General features: G+C 45.6%; 16 protein-coding genes and 1 other annotated feature. Of the genes, 7 read left to right on the plus strand and 9 right to left on the minus strand.

Going from position 1 to position 16,547, the window contains the following annotated elements; genetic code table 11:
- Window positions 1-26 precede the first annotated feature (26 nt).
- From trpCF to OCV50_RS05620, 5 genes are all read right to left on the minus strand, one after another.
- The gene (gene trpCF / locus OCV50_RS05600) at window positions 27-1,454 is read right to left on the minus strand and encodes a bifunctional indole-3-glycerol-phosphate synthase TrpC/phosphoribosylanthranilate isomerase TrpF (RefSeq protein WP_261903921.1); all 1,428 of its coding nucleotides are present in this window, start codon (window positions 1,452-1,454) and stop codon (window positions 27-29) included.
- A gap of 24 nt (window positions 1,455-1,478) precedes the next feature.
- Window positions 1,479-2,477, minus strand: a complete 999-nt coding sequence (trpD, locus tag OCV50_RS05605; protein WP_261903922.1) for an anthranilate phosphoribosyltransferase — start codon at window positions 2,475-2,477, stop codon at window positions 1,479-1,481.
- Window positions 2,478-2,486: 9 nt separating this feature from the next.
- A complete protein-coding gene (locus tag OCV50_RS05610) occupies window positions 2,487-3,095 on the minus strand; it encodes an aminodeoxychorismate/anthranilate synthase component II (protein WP_261903923.1) in 609 nt (202 codons plus the stop codon).
- A 2-nt stretch (window positions 3,096-3,097) separates the two neighbouring features.
- Window positions 3,098-4,693: an anthranilate synthase component 1 gene (locus OCV50_RS05615; protein ID WP_239840669.1), complete on the minus strand. Its 1,596-nt coding sequence runs from the start codon at window positions 4,691-4,693 to the stop codon at window positions 3,098-3,100.
- A 125-nt stretch (window positions 4,694-4,818) separates the two neighbouring features.
- Window positions 4,819-4,933: a sequence feature (Trp leader region), on the minus strand.
- Window positions 4,880-5,005: a Trp operon leader peptide gene (locus OCV50_RS05620; protein ID WP_239840670.1), complete on the minus strand. Its 126-nt coding sequence runs from the start codon at window positions 5,003-5,005 to the stop codon at window positions 4,880-4,882. (Overlaps the previous feature by 54 nt.)
- A 118-nt stretch (window positions 5,006-5,123) precedes the next feature.
- Between OCV50_RS05620 and rnm the strand changes: the two genes are divergently transcribed.
- From rnm to rluB, 3 genes are all read left to right on the plus strand, one after another.
- On the plus strand, window positions 5,124-6,041 hold the full coding sequence (gene rnm / locus OCV50_RS05625) for an RNase RNM (protein WP_261903924.1): 918 nt from the start codon (window positions 5,124-5,126) through the stop codon (window positions 6,039-6,041).
- Window positions 6,041-6,661, plus strand: a complete 621-nt coding sequence (locus OCV50_RS05630) for an L-threonylcarbamoyladenylate synthase (protein ID WP_239840672.1) — start codon at window positions 6,041-6,043, stop codon at window positions 6,659-6,661. The genes rnm and OCV50_RS05630 overlap by 1 nt, the downstream gene beginning before the upstream one ends.
- A 160-nt stretch (window positions 6,662-6,821) precedes the next feature.
- Complete coding sequence (rluB, locus tag OCV50_RS05635; protein ID WP_032549307.1) at window positions 6,822-7,862, plus strand: 23S rRNA pseudouridine(2605) synthase RluB; 1,041 nt, start codon at window positions 6,822-6,824, stop codon at window positions 7,860-7,862.
- Between the two features lie 200 nt (window positions 7,863-8,062).
- Here the strand turns inward: rluB and OCV50_RS05640 are convergent, their stop codons facing one another.
- The 3 genes from OCV50_RS05640 to efpL all read right to left on the minus strand — a co-directional run bounded on the left by OCV50_RS05640 (window position 8,063) and on the right by efpL (window position 9,552).
- Window positions 8,063-8,545, minus strand: a complete 483-nt coding sequence (locus OCV50_RS05640) for an RNA methyltransferase (protein WP_261903925.1) — start codon at window positions 8,543-8,545, stop codon at window positions 8,063-8,065.
- A gap of 98 nt (window positions 8,546-8,643) precedes the next feature.
- Window positions 8,644-8,973 (minus strand): HI1450 family dsDNA-mimic protein, encoded by a 330-nt coding sequence (locus OCV50_RS05645; protein WP_261903926.1) that lies wholly within the window; start codon window positions 8,971-8,973, stop codon window positions 8,644-8,646.
- A gap of 9 nt (window positions 8,974-8,982) precedes the next feature.
- Complete coding sequence (gene efpL, locus OCV50_RS05650; protein WP_239840674.1) at window positions 8,983-9,552, minus strand: elongation factor P-like protein EfpL; 570 nt, start codon at window positions 9,550-9,552, stop codon at window positions 8,983-8,985.
- 137 nt (window positions 9,553-9,689) lie between these two features.
- Here efpL and OCV50_RS05655 point away from each other — a divergent pair, with 137 nt between their 5' ends.
- Entirely contained in the window at window positions 9,690-10,457 is a 768-nt protein-coding gene (locus OCV50_RS05655) for a nucleotidyltransferase domain-containing protein (RefSeq protein WP_239840675.1), read from the plus strand.
- Between the two features lie 136 nt (window positions 10,458-10,593).
- Here OCV50_RS05655 and OCV50_RS05660 read toward each other — a convergent pair whose 3' ends face one another.
- Window positions 10,594-12,957 (minus strand): DNA polymerase II, encoded by a 2,364-nt coding sequence (locus OCV50_RS05660; protein WP_261903927.1) that lies wholly within the window; start codon window positions 12,955-12,957, stop codon window positions 10,594-10,596.
- Window positions 12,958-13,396: 439 nt separating this feature from the next.
- On the opposite strand from OCV50_RS05660, the gene uvrY reads away from it, so the two are divergent.
- From uvrY to pgsA, 3 genes are read left to right on the plus strand one after another with little or no spacing between them, the layout of a single operon-like run.
- Window positions 13,397-14,041, plus strand: a complete 645-nt coding sequence (uvrY, locus tag OCV50_RS05665) for a UvrY/SirA/GacA family response regulator transcription factor (protein WP_032549301.1) — start codon at window positions 13,397-13,399, stop codon at window positions 14,039-14,041.
- 15 nt (window positions 14,042-14,056) lie between these two features.
- The gene (uvrC, locus tag OCV50_RS05670) at window positions 14,057-15,889 is read left to right on the plus strand and encodes an excinuclease ABC subunit UvrC (protein WP_261903928.1); all 1,833 of its coding nucleotides are present in this window, start codon (window positions 14,057-14,059) and stop codon (window positions 15,887-15,889) included.
- 46 nt (window positions 15,890-15,935) lie between these two features.
- Window positions 15,936-16,493 carry a CDP-diacylglycerol--glycerol-3-phosphate 3-phosphatidyltransferase gene (pgsA, locus tag OCV50_RS05675; RefSeq protein WP_261903929.1) on the plus strand — a complete coding sequence of 186 codons (558 nt, stop codon included), beginning with the start codon at window positions 15,936-15,938 and terminating at the stop codon, window positions 16,491-16,493.
- The last annotated feature ends 54 nt before the right edge of the window (window positions 16,494-16,547 follow it).

Consider the following 16,547-nt stretch of genomic DNA (forward strand, 5'->3'; position numbering starts at 1 on the left):
AACTCTTAAGCTTGGGTGCTAATCGCTTAGTAGTGGCGAATTGCAGCAAATGCTTGATTAAGTTTCTCGGCGTCTTTTTTGCCCGGAGCAGTCTCAACACCAGAATTGAGATCAAGCCCTAAGCAACCTAAAGCGGCGGCTTGCTGTGCGTTGTCTGGGTTCAAACCACCCGCTAACATCACAGAGCTCTGATCGTTAATCAGTTTCCAGTCGAATACTTGACCTGTTCCACCCGTTTGAGTACCGACTTTTGCATCAAGTAGATGGCGAGATACGTGACTATCAAGCAGTGCTGGTAGTGAGTCTTCGACACCGTAGGCTTTCCAGATTTCGACATGTTCTGGCAACTGGCCTGCAAGCTCTGTGACGTATTGTTGTGACTCATCACCATGCAGTTGAACACCATATAAACCAAGCTCTTTTACGGCTTTGATAACGCTAGGTTGGTCATGGTTTTGGAATACGCCAATGTATTTCAGAGGCGCACCACTCATGGTTAAGCGTGCTGCCTCTAGGTCGACACAACGCTTAGACGCTTCAACAAAAATGAGACCGCCAAAAACTGCACCTGCTTGGTAAGCCTTAGCGGCGTCGTCAGGGTGCGTTAAGCCACAAACCTTGTTTTCACCTAGTGTTACTTTGCGAACTGCAAGCTCTAGGTTTTCTTCAGCCATTAATGAGCTACCAATAAGGAAGCCGTCAGCAAATGTCGCTAGGTCTCGCACTTGCTGGTGAGTGTAGATACCAGACTCTGAAATCACGACCGCGTTTGGTGCCAGTTCACGAAGCAGAGGTGCCAGCTCTTTGGTACGGTTTAGGTCGGTGCTTAGGTCACGAAGGTTACGGTTGTTGATACCAATTACTTTCGCATCTAATCCCACAGCGCGGTGCAACTCTTCTTCATTACTGACTTCAGTTAGCACGCCCATGCCTAGTGAATGAGCAACTTCAGCTAGTTCACGGTACTCATCATCGTTCAGTACAGACAGCATCAGTAGGATAGCGTCTGCTGAGTAGTGACGAGCTAAGTAAACCTGATAGGTATCGACCATGAAGTCTTTACATAGGATTGGTTGTTTAGCAATGCTACGTACTTTAGGTAAGAATTCGAAATCGCCTTGGAAGTACTTCTCATCAGTGAGTACTGAAATCGCGTGTGCATGGTTGTTGTATACCGATGCAATGTATTCAAGATCGAAGTCGTCACGAATCAAGCCTTTAGAAGGCGACGCTTTTTTACACTCGGTGATGAATACGGTTTGCTCTTGGGTTAGTGCATCATAAAAGCTGCGGTCTGAAGCCGTTAGCGCATCTTTGAACTCATTTAGCGGTTGCTGCTGTTTACGCGCTTCCACCCACTGGTATTTGTCGCGAACGATCTTTGCTAATACTTCGGCCATTTCTGCTTCTTTGACAGAAACGTGAGTTGATAACTTTTCGTTTGTCTGTGTCATCTTTCTAGTCTCAAATCTCGTTCGTTATGCGTGGTCGGCAAGTTGTTGTACAAGCTCATACGCCTTGCCTGAGTTCATCGCTTCTAGTGCTGTCGCTGCGTTAGCTTTTAGGTCTTCATGGCCAAACAGGCGCATCAATAGAGCAACGTTCACTGCAACAGCACCAGCTTGAGCTTCAGTCCCTTTACCTGTAAGGATATCGGTTGTGATTGCTTTGTTCTCTTCCGGCGTGCCGCCCTTGATCGCTTCTAACGGGTGCTGATTGAGACCGAAATCTTCAGGCGATACCGTGTACTCGTGAATCTGACCATCTTTGATCTCTGCAACAATCGTTTCGCCGTGAATCGCCACTTCATCTAGGCCACTGCCGTGAACAACAGCTGCGCGCTTCATGCCCATTTGCAACATGGTTTCAGCAATTGGTCGAACCAACTCTTTGCTGTAAACACCCATCAGTTCGATGTTAGGGCGAGCTGGGTTAATCAGGGGACCAAGGATGTTAAAGATGGTGCGAGTCTTCATGGTTTGACGAACTGGCATCGCGTGACGCACACCGCCGTGATATTGCGGTGCAAACAGGAAAGCAACACCAAGCTTATCAACGGCAGTGCGAGTGTCTTCTGCACTCATTGCTAGGTTAATGCCGAACTTGTCGAGAAGATCCGATGAACCCGATTTGCTTGAAACGCTGCGGTTACCGTGTTTTGCGATCTTTAGACCACAAGCCGCTGCAACAAAAGCAGAAGTCGTAGAGATATTAATTGTGTCATGTCCGTCGCCACCTGTACCTACGATGTCAGCAAAGTCGTAATCAGGGCGAGGGAAAGGGTTGGCATTGGCTAGCAGTGCTTTTGCTGCACCTGCGATCTCTTCTGGCGTTTCGCCTTTAATTTTGAGTGCGGTAAGCACTGACGCCATCAAAATAGGGTCAAGTTCGCCTTTAATGATGATGTCGAAAAGCTGTTGGCTTTCTTCTTGAGTAAGAGATTGTTGGTCGTAAAGCTTATTAATAATCTGTTCCATGATCGTGTCCTATTTTCCATTCTTCTCAAGAGTCGTGTTCTTTTCTAACGCCCACTCAATGGCATTTGCCAATAGAGTTGCGCCGTATGTGGTCATGATGGATTCAGGGTGGAATTGGAAACCACACACCTTGTCTTGCTCTTGAACCACTGACATCACCAAATCGTCTACTTCTGCAGTGATGGTTAGGCTTTCTGGTACGTGTGTCGCAACCAAAGAGTGGTAACGTGCAATCGCAAGTGGAGATGGCAAGCCGTGATAAGTAGCGTGATTGTCGTGTTCCATCATCGACACCTTACCATGAATGATTTCGCCAGCGCCTGCAACTGTACCGCCATACGCTTCGACAATTGCTTGGTGACCAAGGCAGATACCAATCATCGGCACTTTGCCTTTTAGGCGTTGAATCAGCTCTGGCATGCAGCCTGCATCAGCAGGAGCCCCAGGACCTGGAGAAAGCAGGGCGACAGGGTTCTCTAGCTCATTGATCGCAGCTTCTACCGCTTCTGCAGGGATGTTGTTGCGGTAGATTTTTACGTTGTGGCCCAATGAACGGAACTGGTCAACAAGGTTGTAAGTAAACGAGTCAAAGTTATCAATAAATACGATATCAGCCATGATTAAGACTCCTGCTTACTTGATGTTTGCTTAGGTGCACTATGCGCCGCTTGAATTGCGGAGATGACTGCTTGCGCTTTACCGCGCGTTTCATCTGCTTCTGCTTGTGGGTCTGAATCGAAGACCACACCTGCACCAGCTTGAACTTGTGCAATACCATTTTCTACATAAGCAGAACGAATCACGATACAAGTATCTAACGTGCCTTCACCGGTTAGGTAGCCTACTGCGCCGCCATAGCTGCCACGACGAGTCTGTTCAACATCGCGAATCAGCTGCATAGCACGAATCTTAGGTGCGCCAGTTAGTGTGCCCATGTTCATACAAGCTTGGTAAGCGTGCAGGGCATCAAGGTCTTCACGAAGTTGGCCAACAACTCGAGAGACTAAGTGCATCACATGGCTGTAGCGGTCCACCTTAAGAAGGTCGGCTACGTGGCGAGTGCCAGCTTCAGAGATTCGAGCAACGTCGTTTCGCGCTAGGTCAACCAACATCATGTGCTCGGCATTCTCTTTTTTGTCGGTACGTAGCTCTAATTCAATTCGGCTGTCTAGGTCGAAGTCGATTTGTCCATTAGGGCGTTTACCGCGACGACGAGTACCCGCGATGGGATAGATCTCAACTTGGTTGGTCTCTTTCTCATATTTCAGGGCACTTTCTGGTGAGGCACCAAACAGAGTAAATAGCTCATCTTGCATGTAGAACATGTAAGGACTTGGGTTGCTCTGTTTTAGCTCTTTGTATGCCGCGAGTGGTGCAGGGCAAGGCAGAGTAAAGCGGCGAGAAGGAACCACTTGGAATACGTCGCCTTTCACTACGTACTCTTTTAGGTCACGAACCGTTTGGCAGAAATCTTCGTCAGAGACACTTGGCACAGCTTCAACGTTATCAAGAGGGGTGACTTCGGCAATCTCTTTTAGCGATTTGCATTGAGTTTGGATATCAGCCAAGCGCTCAGTTAGGCGAGTCTTGATTGCTTGGTCTTCTGAGAAAACGCTCGCGTGAAGTAGGCCTTCATTTTGTTGGTGGTCAAAACGCAGCAGTGTTTCGGCTACATAGAAGACAAAGTCAGGGCAGTTGTTTGTCGCTTCTGCGTCGCCAAGTGGTTCGAAGTTTGCCACGATGTCGTAAGCAAACAGACCAGCCATAAATAGCGCGTGTTTATTGTTTGGGTCTTGCTTGAAGCTGTGTTGAACCAAGCGAAGTGCATCAAATGAAGATGCTTCTCTTAAACGAGAGTCTTCGTCTAGGTTAATGCTTGGTTGGGTAAAGGTTAGAGTCAGTACATTGTCTTTTAGTTGAGATTCAATGTCTGATTTCACGTTTGCGTTTAGATGTTCGATCAGGTGTTGACCGTTGTCTGTTAGAGCTTGGAAAGTGACCTGATGGCCTTCGCATACGATACGCACGGCAGAATCGATAAGCAGTAGGCTAGTGAGGTTTTGCTTTGACTCAATCTCGGCAGACTCTAGCAACAAGCTGTCTGTTTTATTTTCACACAGTGTGTGGAATACGCTTGTTGGATCTTGCGAGTAAGGAACGGTCGCATTGATGACATCAATCGTTCCCAGCTTTTTGATTTCAATGGCCTTGTTCACAAGACCTCCTTTATGATTCTTTAAATTTCCTGCCGTACATAGTCGCATAAAGATACCGTTCGCCCAATCTAGAATCTGGTCAATTCGTTGATTTGTTAGTCAGTTGAATGTGAGATGTCCGACAAATTAAAAAGCCCGCTATGAAAGCGGGCTTAGTGATAAACTTTTTATAAACAAACTGTTTAATTAGAAGTACACGTTAGCCCACCAAGAACTTGTCCAAGTGCGCCACCAATTAAGCTCTGAACTTGCTTCTACTGAAGAAAGTTCTAAAACTTTATCTTTATGGTGCTGGTTAAATTCTTGTAACATAGTGAGCCTATAAATAAAGGTACTTCGTATTTGTGTACTAGTTAACTAGTTCAGAGCTCGCAAGTCAAGCCCAATAAAGCAAATATCGTGTTAAATGCAAAAATAATGAACAGAAAATATGAGAATTGATCTACATAGCCATACCACAGCTTCAGATGGACGACTGACACCACCTGAGCTGATTGACCGTGCGTTAAGCTTCAATATTGAAGTTCTGGCTATTACCGATCATGACACAGTTGATGCACTTGAAGAGGCGCATCGTTATATCCTTGATAATAAGCTGCCGATCCAATTGATTAACGGTATCGAAATTTCGACCGTTTGGCACAACAAAGACATCCACATCGTGGGTTTGAATGTCGACCCAGAATCACCAGAGCTCAATGCGTTGATTGAACAACAGAAGCAGCACCGCATTGGACGCGCGGAATTGATCGCTCAGCGACTTGAGAAAGCGACGCGTGAAGGCGTGTTAGAAGAAGTGAAAGCGATAGCGGGCGATGCGCCTATTACTCGTGCTCATTTTGCTAAATGGCTGGTGGATAATGGTTATGCGAAAACCATGCAGCAAGTGTTTAAGAAGTTTCTGACTCGCAATAACCCAGGTTACGTGCCACCAACGTGGTGCAGTATGAGCGATGCGGTGACGGCTATTCATGCAGCCGGTGGACAAGCGGTGCTCGCTCATCCAGGGCGTTATGGTTTTACCGCTAAGTGGGTAAAACGTCTATTGACTGCATTTGTTGAAGCAAATGGTGACGCGATGGAAGTTGCCCAGCCACAACAAGCGCAACAAGAAAGACGCACTCTTGCGGATTATGCTATACAATACAAACTATTAGCCTCTCAAGGCAGCGATTTTCATTACCCGTCTCCGTGGATGGAGTTAGGGCGCAATCTTTGGCTGCCTTCTGGGGTCGAAGAAGTATGGAAAGATTGGGAGTTTCAAACGGATTCGTCACCTGAAACATTACCAGACGAACAAGCTCCTTCTGAAGATAGAGTCGAGAGACTCGATAATGAGGAAAAATAATGAGCCAGTTTTTTTATGTACACCCAGATAACCCACAAGCTCGTTTGATTAATCAAGCCGTAGCTATCGTTCGTAACGGTGGTGTTGTGGTTTATCCAACAGACTCGGGTTATGCTCTTGGCTGTCAGCTTGAAAATAAACAAGCGTTAGATCGTATCTGTCAAATTCGTAAAATCGACGATAAGCACAACTTCACGTTACTATGTCGTGACCTTTCTGAGCTTTCTCTTTATGCACGTGTTGATAACACCGCATTTCGTCTATTAAAAGCGCATACGCCGGGCCCATACACGTTCATTTTTAAGGGAACGAAAGAGGTACCACGTCGTCTAATGAACTCGAAGAGGAAGACAATTGGTATTCGTGTTCCAGACAACAAAATTGCCTTAGACCTTTTAGATGCTTTAGGTGAGCCTTTGATGTCAACATCGTTGATTTTACCGGGAAATGAGACGACAGAGTCTGATCCTGAGGAGATCCGCGATCGTCTAGAACACGCAGTTGATGTGATTCTAAACGGGGGCTACTTAGGTGAGCAGCCAACAACGGTTATTGACTTTAGCGATGACGATCCTGTGGTACTTCGAGTAGGCTCAGGCGACCCAGAACCGTTCGAATAAGCCGGATACTCGTTCACATCATGTTACTGTGTGTTCTACGGTAATGTGTAAATAACGAGTGATTTTTCAAAGGTTCTTTGCGATAATGCGCGACCGCGATTTTGGTCGCGTATATTTCATTCGACGTCTGTGAAGACGACAATTAGGTAGAAAAGAGTAAATGAGCGAAAAATTACAGAAGGTTTTAGCGCGAGCTGGTCACGGTTCTCGTCGCGAGCTGGAAGCTTTAATCAGAGCAGGTCGTGTTAGTGTTAACGGCCAAGTCGCGAAATTGGGTGAGCGTCTAGAAGACGAAAACTCAGTGATTCGTATTGATGGTCACACTGTATCAGGTAAAGCGTCTGAAGAAGTGGTTTGTCGCGTACTTGCTTACTACAAGCCAGAAGGTGAGCTTTGTACTCGCCACGACCCAGAAGGTCGTCGTACTGTGTTTGATCGTCTACCTAAGATCCGTGGTTCTCGTTGGATCTCGGTTGGTCGTCTTGATGCAAACACATCAGGTCTACTGCTGTTCACTACTGATGGTGAATTGGCGAACCGTCTAATGCACCCAAGCCGTCAAGTTGAGCGTGAATACCTAGTTCGTGTATTCGGTGAAGTGACAGAGCAGAAGGTTAAGAACCTTGTTCGCGGTGTTGAGCTTGAAGATGGTATGGCTCGCTTCGAAGATGTTGTTTACGCGGGCGGTGAAGGTATGAACCATACTTTCTACGTAGCGATCAACGAAGGTCGTAACCGTGAGGTTCGTCGTCTTTGGGAATCTCAAGAAACGACAGTAAGCCGTCTAAAACGTGTTCGTTACGGTGATATCTACCTAGATAAGAAACTGCCTCGTGGTGGTTGGAAAGAGCTAGACCTTCAAGAGGTTAACTACCTACGTCAATTGGTAGAGCTGAAACCTGAAAAAGAGACGCTACTGGATCTTGATCCATCAAACACATCACGTAAACGTGAGCGTTCTCGTAGCCAGAAGATTCGTCGCGCAGTTAAGCGTCACGAAGAGCGCGCAAATGCGCCAAAAGGTCGCAGTAACCAGCCTAAGCGTAAGAAGCCAGCGACTCGCGGTACAACGACGCCAGATGCAGGTCGCAGCGCACCAAGCAGCAAGGGCAAGCCAAGTAACTCTCGCTCAGGCAACGGTTCTCGTGGCAACAACACAAACCGCCCGAACAAGCCAGCTAAGCCAAGAACTCGTCAGTAATTAACGACTTCTTTTGAATACTAAAAAACCTGCTAACTTAGCAGGTTTTTTTACATCTAGAAGAAGGTGAAGGTGCTGGATTCGAGTAATCGAGTAACGAAAACATATTGCTGTAATCGACAGTAAGCGTGCTTTTCGCATCTCTTATCTCGTTTACGCGCATCTAAAAATCTTTTCGTATCCGTATCTCGTCTCTTAGGCTATTTATGATTCGAGAAGTTATCGCCTTTTGCCATGCGATCATAAAGAATCACGTTCACTGCCGCTGCGAGGTTCATACAACCATTGGTTGGAACATAAATCGTCTCACGACAGAAGTCGGTGACCTCTTTTTTCAGCGTGCCGTCTTCAGGTCCGAAAATGTAGAAAGCGCGGGGAGGGTGTTTGTACTCAGGCAGAGGCTTGGCACCTTCAATCAAATCGACAGCTACAGGTACACACCCAACAGGAATAATGTCTTTGAGGTCTTCAACACCAATCAGTGGAAGCTCTAAGTGTTTCTCTTTTGTGTCGGTGTGGAATTGACGCGCGTGGTCGTAACGTGTACCTGTGTAAAACACAGAATTTGCACCGTAGCAGCCAGCGGCACGCATAACGGAGCCAACATTTTCAGGTGTCTTTGGGTTTACTAAGCCAATACAGGCATAGCCTTTTGACTGAGTATCAGTTTTAGCTTTGGTCATAATGTATCGCGGTGAAATCGGTGACAAAAATTAGCCGAGCACAGAGCTCGGCTAAGATATTGGCCTGCTCGTTAAATAGAGCAGCACAAGCTTAAGTTCTAGTCACGCTTCCAAAGAATGTGGCAGAACTTATGGTCTGGGTCGCGGCTGATTAGCATACGAGCGAAAACGTCATCAAGTACATCGTCTTCTTCGTTCACTAGACCAATGCGAATTTCAGCGTAGATCTCTTTGTCGACTTCAAAGCCAACATGACCGACCCAATCGTCACCCGTTTCAACAAGTTCAGCAGCACCACGGTCTTCGAACTGTGCAGTGAATAGAATCACGTCTGCAGGCTCTAGGTTATCCGGTGCCATCTCAAGGAAGATGTCGTATGCAGTGTCGATTGCATCATCATAAGACATTAAGTCATTAGCTTCAGTCATATCAGTATCTTAGCTTGCGCGGTTCATGTATTTACGTTCAGCAGTGTTGATCACAACTTTATCACCTGTTGCGATGTACTCTGGAACTTGAACTGTTAGGCCTGTAGCGAAACGAGCTGGTTTAGTACGAGCTGATGCAGAAGCGCCTTTGATTGACGGGTCTGTTTCTTCGATAACCAGTTCAACAGAAGTTGGTAGTTCAAGTGTTGCAGCGCTGCCGTCGATTAGGATAGCGTACATGCCTTGAGTCTCTTCATTGATGAACAGTAGCTCGTCTTCGATCATTTCACCGTTGAAGATGTATTGCGTGTAATCTTCGTTATCCATGAAGATGTACTCGTTGCCGTCAACGTAAGAGAACATAACTGCACGCTTAGTTACGTCGATAGTTTCAACGATCTCATCAGCCTTATGACGAACTTCAGCTTTTACGCCAGTTGCTACGTCGTTACCACGGAAACGGTAGATCTTCTGACCACCACGACCACCTGGTGTCGTGATTTCGATGTCTTTAACTAGAAGTGTTTTGCCATCAACGTCGATCGCAAAACCTTTTTTAATTTCACTTGCTCTAGGCATTTTGTGTTTATCCTTATTGGTTCTATCCCCTGATTATATCTCGGAGAACCTATAAATAGGAATAGCTTGAATCATAAAGTCTCCTAAGCGATCATAGGGAAATAGTTAAATCACTCAATTTATTGACGAACTCACTTATGCAGTTACCTGTTATTGACCCGAAAGTGCCTTTCCAACCTGAGTTTCAACCTGTGGTAAACGACCTGATTACTTTTTTAAAAAGTGGTTTAGGTTCGAATCTTCACAGTATCTACATCTATGGGAGTGTGGCAAAGAAAACGGCAACGCCAGGGAAATCCAATCTTGATGTTGTTGTCGTTACACACCGTTCGTTTTCTGATCAAAGAACGACACTGCTTAACACCATTAAGTGGCGCTTCCAAAAAAGTTTTCCTCAGGTAACTCAAGTCTCTATCAAGACGGCTCTAGTCAGTGAAATTGTCGATTTCGAGAACATCTTCACTTGGGGTTTTATGCTTAAACACCTCGCTGTTTGTGTGCATGGTGAGGACCTGTCTGACTGTTATGGTGATTTTGAAACCAGCTGGGAGATCGCTAAACACTGGAATATGGATGTTGAAAACTGGCTAGCGGTCTATCGCAATAAGATTGCCAGAGCTGCGACGCTTGAAGAACAGATTGCCGCACAAGTCATCATCACTAAAAAGCTACTCAGAGCCAGTTACTCGCTGATCATGTACCGAGATAAATATTGGTATGACGATCCACTAGAGTGTGGTCAACAGTTTTTGAAATACCACCCAGACAGAGAAGTAGAAATTCAGCGTTTGGGGATCTTGCTTGCAGGCAGACCTGTACCGAAACGCTCCGTGATTGGCATATTAGACGGCTTTGGCGAATGGTTGGTTAAACAGTACCAAAAAACTGAATTTAGAATCGGCTAGTTTTTACGTTCCAGCAGATAGCAGATAGCAGATAGCAGATAATAGAAAGCAGAAGTCTGAGGCTTCTGCTTTTTTGCGTTTGGTTTGTTGGCAGTAGTTTTTAGAGCGAATCTAACTTTTAGAGCAAGCCTAACTTTTAGAATAACCCTAGCTGTTGACCGCTGACTTGCTCAAAATCGAGTCCGATAAACGGCAATATGGCTTCTGCGACGGGTTTTAGCTGCTTATCAATGTAATGTTGATAGTCGATTCCGCTTTTCAAATACTCTTTCGGTTCAGGGCCGTTCAGGGTGATCAAATATTCAATTCGCCCTTTGTTTTGATATTGAAGAGGGCGGCCTAATTTATCGTTTATCTCATCCGCCATGCGTGCCGCTCTTACTTGAGGCGGAATGTTCTTTTGATATTCGTGGAGCTTACGTCGCAAGCGTTTTTGATAAACTAGTAGGTCGTCGTGTTCTCCAGCAGCCGTTTCATCAACAAAACGACGAACATAGTCGGTTGGGTCTTGGTCATGGAAAACCATCTCATACAAAGTCTGCTGAAAACGCTGCGCTAGTGGAGTCCAGTCGGTGCGGGCACTTTCGAGCCCCTTGAATACGATTTTTTCGTTACCCACTTCACCAATCAGTCCTGCATAACGTTTCTTTGAGCCTGTTTCTGAACCGCGAATGGTCGGCATCAAGAACTTGCGATAGTGAGTCTCGTACTCCAGTTCGAGTATAGAAGTTAGGTTGTATTTGTCTTTGAGATGCTGGGTCCACCATTCGTTAATGTAAGCCACCAGTGATTGGCCTATCTCATCCGCATCTTCTTGGCTGTAGCTGCCATTTAGAGATACGAAGGTAGAGTCAGTATCCCCATAGATAACTTGATAGCCCTTATCCTCGATGAGAACTTTGGTCTGTTTCATGATCTCGTGCCCACGCATGGTAATCGAAGAGGCCAAACGCGTATCGAAGAAGCGGCAACCGGACGAGCCTAAAACCCCATAGAACGAGTTCATGATGATCTTGATGGCTTGGGAGAAAGCTTTCTCATTGTTCTTTTTAGCGACATCACGTGCTGCCCATAAGGTCTCGATCATCTCAGGTAGAAAGTGTTTACTACGATGGAACTGACCACCGCGAAAACCTTCAACAGCCTGATGCTCTTCGCGACCGATGTCTTGTTTTAACCCTTCGATTAAACCCATCGGGTCAATTAGGAAAGAGCGGATAATAGAGGGGTAAAGGCTCTTGAAGTCGAGAACCAATACTGAATCATAGAGATTCGGGATGGAGTCCATCACATATCCACCAGGGCTGGCAATCCAGTTTTCTGGCTGTAGATTGGGCGCGATGTAACCAGCTCTATGAATTTGAGGCAAATATAGATTAGTAAAGGCTGCCACTGATCCACCAACACGATCAAGCTCAACACCGGTTAGGCGAGAACGTTCGATAGCAAACTCTATTAAGTGGGTTTGCTCAAATATGCGATTAACCAAAACACAATCTTGAAGGTTATATTTGGCCAGAGAGGGCTTATCGAACTTAAACATTCGATTTATCTCATCCATGCGGTCGTGAACGTTGTGGATGTCTTTACCTTCACCAAGTAGCTCTTGGGAAACGGATTCTAGAGACCAAGATCTAAAGTGATAGGTTGCGGTTTTGAGCATATCGATGCCGTCCAAAACCACACGCCCAGGGATAGTGATAAAACCTTGCTGACTTTGAGCTGAACTGCGGAAAAAACTCGGTTGATTGTCACGGCCGATATTGAGCTTGATTTTGTTCCATTCAGCCCGCTTATGAAGCAAACGAAAGTCAAAATCGATCACGTTCCAACCGATAATGACATCTGGGTCGTAGCGTTTAAACCAATCAATCATCGCTTCTAATAGGGCGGCTTCATCCTTTACCCATTGAATAGCCGTATCGGCTTCTTGCTCTGGGCCGACCATAATGACGCGACTGTCCATTGGGCTGTCGAGGCCGATAGAGTAGAGAATTCCCTTCTCTGAACACTCTATATCGAGTGAGACGACGGAAAGGGTAGGTAAGTAGTCACCCGCTCTACATTTGGTGTTAGTAACACGCTGATGCTGAGCTCGAGAAGTGACGTTTCCAGTAAATTCGATGCTGCCTTTGATGAACCTTTCCATTAAGAAGCGATCGGCAAGACGAATATCGGCTTCGAACGTAGTGATTGATTCTTGATTGAAGGCTTGGTTTAATGCGTTGCTTTCACGGACTAGTTGAGTGTAGCAACCTGCGAGTGGTGTGTGCGAGAAGTTAGTGAGCTCCAAAGCTTTTATCTCGCACTCAATCCCGGCTTCTTTCGCGAGCGCGCGGCAAATCTCGATATTAGACTGCTCGATGAAGAAAATTGGGCGTTCACCTTTTACGGTGAGTAGGGTGGGTCCATTCGGGGTGCTGACCCAAATATCAATTTGAGTCTGACCTGAGAAGTCCCTTGCTTGTCTTGTCAGCACAAAGCCTTGCTGAATATCCAATATCGTCGCCTGTAATATTTACTGCTCTTGAAACAAGATGCGATTCTAGCACTTAGTGCCGATGCTGATACAAAAGTCGTTAAAAATAGCCAGTTTTTTTTGCTTTTAGCGACTCGATAACGGGACTTATAGAGCAAAAAGGTGAATTTGTAACAATTGTTCAAATCGCGGTATTGAAAATATATTTATCTTGTGTAAATTAAATGGTCGGCATCTTAACTGATTGTTTTTTAATAAAGCTTAGTCGAATAACTGTGGTTCTTGTAAATAAGTACTTGCTAAAGTTCGTGTTTCAGCACATATTCAACAGAGCTTTTTTTAACGATCTACGTTAAGATGTACAGCAATGCTGCGATCCACTGTTCCTTTATTCAATTGTTTCAATTAGATGAATCAATGCGGTGGTTGCAGAGCCAATTAATAGTGTGGAGATACAAGTTTGATAAATGTTTTCCTTGTAGATGATCACGAGCTGGTTCGCACAGGGATACGACGTATTATTGAAGACGTCCGTGGAATGAACGTAGCAGGGGAAGCTGAAAGCGGTGAAGAAGCTGCAAAATGGTGTCGTACTAACAATACAGACGTCATTTTGATGGATATGAATATGCCTGGTATTGGTGGCTTAGAAGCAACCAAGAAGATTTTGCGCTTTAACCCAGACATTAAAATCATCGTTTTAACTGTTCATACGGAAAATCCGTTTCCAACTAAAGTGATGCAAGCTGGGGCTGCTGGTTACCTTACTAAAGGAGCAGGTCCGGACGAAATGGTTAATGCAATTCGCGTGGTAAACAGCGGTCAGCGTTACATTTCACCAGAAATTGCGCAGCAGATGGCCCTAAGCCAATTCTCGCCTGCCTCTGAAAACCCATTCGCTGATCTCTCTGAGCGTGAACTTCAAATTATGATGATGATCACCAAAGGTCAGAAAGTAACGGACATTTCAGAACAACTTAATCTAAGCCCTAAGACAGTGAATAGCTACCGCTACCGACTGTTCAGTAAGTTAGACATCAGCGGTGATGTGGAGCTTACTCACTTAGCGATTAGACACGGAATGCTAGACACCGAGACCCTCTAGCACTGAGATTATATAGTGACATCCTCATTTGACTCAGTCTCATTCCTAAAGACCGTAACAGAGCAGCCTGGCGTTTATCGTATGTATAACGCCGAGGCTGTTGTTATTTATGTCGGCAAAGCAAAAAACCTCAAGAAGCGCCTTACTAGCTACTTTCGTAAAAAAGTAGATAGCGAGAAAACGCGCGCCTTGGTCAGCAACATTGCCAAGATAGACGTAACGGTCACACATACCGAGACAGAAGCCCTAATCCTCGAGCACAACTACATTAAGCAGTACTTACCTAAGTACAACGTTTTGCTGCGCGATGATAAATCTTACCCTTATATCTTCATCAGCGATCATAAGCACCCAAGACTCTCAATGCACCGTGGTGCAAAGAAGAAAAAGGGTGAGTATTTCGGACCTTATCCTGATTCTGGGGCCGTGCGAGAAACCTTGCACTTACTGCAAAAGATATTCCCAGCTCGACAGTGTGAAGATACCGTCTATGCCAATCGTACTCGTCCTTGTCTGATGTATCAGATTGGCCGATGTGCCGCGCCTTGTGTCAGTTCAATCATCTCTGATGAAGAGTATGCAGAATTGATTGGCTACGTGCGTTTGTTTTTGCAAGGGAAAGACAATCAGGTCTTGGAAACTCTGGTCCAGAAAATGGAACAAGCGAGTCAGCAACTTAAGTTTGAACAGGCCGCAACATTCCGTGACCAAATTCAGGCTATCCGCCGTGTGCAGGAGCAGCAGTACGTATCTGACGACTCAATGGAAGATATGGATGTACTTGGCTTTGCGCAAGAAAATGGCGTCGCATGTATTCATATTCTGATGATTCGTCAGGGGAAAGTCCTTGGCAGTCGTAGTCATTTTCCAAAGATCCCCAATAACACGGTTAGAGAAGAGGTCTTTTCGAGCTTTTTGAGCCAATACTATCTTGCACACAATGAAGCGAGAACCATTCCAACTCGTTTGATCCTCAATGCTGATTTGATGGAAGACGTTACGCCAATTCAACAAGCTTTGTGTGAAGTAGCGGGGCGAAAGATCCACTTCAATACTAACCCTTCCGGCACCCGGGGTCGCTATCTTAAATTGTCGAACACCAATGCGTTGACGGCGATTACCACCAAGATTAATCATAAGATGACGATTAATCAACGCTTCAAAGAGCTTCAAGATGTCTTGTCTATGGACGTCATCAAGCGCATGGAGTGTTTTGATATCAGTCATACCATGGGTGAGAGCACCATCGCGTCTTGTGTGGTGTTCAATCAAGAAGGGCCCGTAAAGCAGGAATACCGTCGCTACAACATCACGGGTATAACCGGAGGCGATGATTATGCAGCAATGGGGCAGGCGTTAGAGCGTCGTTACTCCAAGCAACTCGATGTGGACAAGATTCCAGACATCATCTTTATCGATGGCGGTAAAGGCCAACTGAACCGTGCTCACGAGATTATCTCTCAATATTGGGGGGATTGGCCTGTTCGACCAAGAATGATGGGTATTGCGAAAGGGGTCACTCGTAAACCTGGTCTTGAAACCTTAATCACTCTAGAAGGTGAAGAGTTTAATCTGCCGACAGATGCGCCGGCTTTACACCTGATTCAGCATATCCGTGATGAGAGCCATAGCCATGCAATTGCCGGTCACCGAGCGAAGCGTGGCAAAACACGTCGTACGAGCGCACTTGAAGGAATTGAAGGGGTAGGGCCGAAGCGTCGCCAAGCACTTCTGAAATATATGGGTGGATTGCAAGAGCTTAAGCGTGCAAGTGTAGAAGAAATAGCCAAAGTGCCGGGCATTAGTCATTCTTTGGCAGAAAACATTTATCAAGCATTGAAACAATAGTAAAAATCCCGCACCATAAACGCGCAATGGATAAGAGCCTAATAATATGCGTTTGAATATACCCAACATTTTGTCCCTACTGAGACTTTTCTTAATCCCAGTATTCGTTATCGTTTTCTACCTACCTTATCAATGGGCTCCTTTTGCAGCTGCGATGGTTTTTTGGGTGGCCGGATTTACTGACTGGCTCGATGGTATGCTAGCGCGTAAGCTAGGCCAAACTTCCCGTTTTGGTGCCTTTATCGACCCTGTTGCAGATAAAGTTCTGGTGGCGACGGCACTGATTTTGATTACTGAACACTATCATTCAATCTGGGTGACAATTCCTGCTGTCACTATGATTGCTCGCGAAATTATCATTTCAGCACTTCGAGAGTGGATGGCTGAAATTGGCAAGCGCGCAAGTGTCGCCGTTTCTTGGGTCGGCAAGGTAAAGACCGTTTCTCAAATGTTTGCTTTGTGGGTACTCATTTGGCGTTACGATGACTGGATGATTTGGGTTGGTTACGCTGCGCTTTATATCGCAACCATTCTGACATACTGGTCAATGGCTCAATACTTAATGGCTGCCAAAGATGATTTGTTGGATGAACAATATCATTAATTGAGAAAAGCGAGCTTAGGCTCGCTTTTTTGATCTTTGAATTTCACTATCAAT

The sequence above is a fragment of the Vibrio fortis genome, from assembly GCF_024347475.1.
GTDB lineage: Bacteria > Pseudomonadota > Gammaproteobacteria > Enterobacterales > Vibrionaceae > Vibrio > Vibrio fortis.

Bases quoted from the DNA above. Each gene is read 5' to 3' on its own strand.
- efpL (WP_239840674.1), bottom strand. From the start codon at position 9,552: ATGCCTAGAGCAAGTGAAATTAAAAAAGGTTTTGCGATCGACGTTGAT.
- trpD (WP_261903922.1), bottom strand. From the start codon at position 2,477: ATGGAACAGATTATTAATAAGCTTTACGACCAACAATCTCTTACTCAA.
- OCV50_RS05655 (WP_239840675.1), top strand. From the start codon at position 9,690: ATGCAGTTACCTGTTATTGACCCGAAAGTGCCTTTCCAACCTGAGTTT.
- rluB (WP_032549307.1), top strand. From the start codon at position 6,822: ATGAGCGAAAAATTACAGAAGGTTTTAGCGCGAGCTGGTCACGGTTCT.
- OCV50_RS05640 (WP_261903925.1), bottom strand. From the start codon at position 8,545: ATGACCAAAGCTAAAACTGATACTCAGTCAAAAGGCTATGCCTGTATT.
- rnm (WP_261903924.1), top strand. From the start codon at position 5,124: ATGAGAATTGATCTACATAGCCATACCACAGCTTCAGATGGACGACTG.
- OCV50_RS05610 (WP_261903923.1), bottom strand. From the start codon at position 3,095: ATGGCTGATATCGTATTTATTGATAACTTTGACTCGTTTACTTACAAC.
- trpCF (WP_261903921.1), bottom strand. From the start codon at position 1,454: ATGACACAGACAAACGAAAAGTTATCAACTCACGTTTCTGTCAAAGAA.
- OCV50_RS05620 (WP_239840670.1), bottom strand. From the start codon at position 5,005: ATGTTACAAGAATTTAACCAGCACCATAAAGATAAAGTTTTAGAACTT.
- OCV50_RS05630 (WP_239840672.1), top strand. From the start codon at position 6,041: ATGAGCCAGTTTTTTTATGTACACCCAGATAACCCACAAGCTCGTTTG.
- pgsA (WP_261903929.1), top strand. From the start codon at position 15,936: ATGCGTTTGAATATACCCAACATTTTGTCCCTACTGAGACTTTTCTTA.
- OCV50_RS05645 (WP_261903926.1), bottom strand. From the start codon at position 8,973: ATGACTGAAGCTAATGACTTAATGTCTTATGATGATGCAATCGACACT.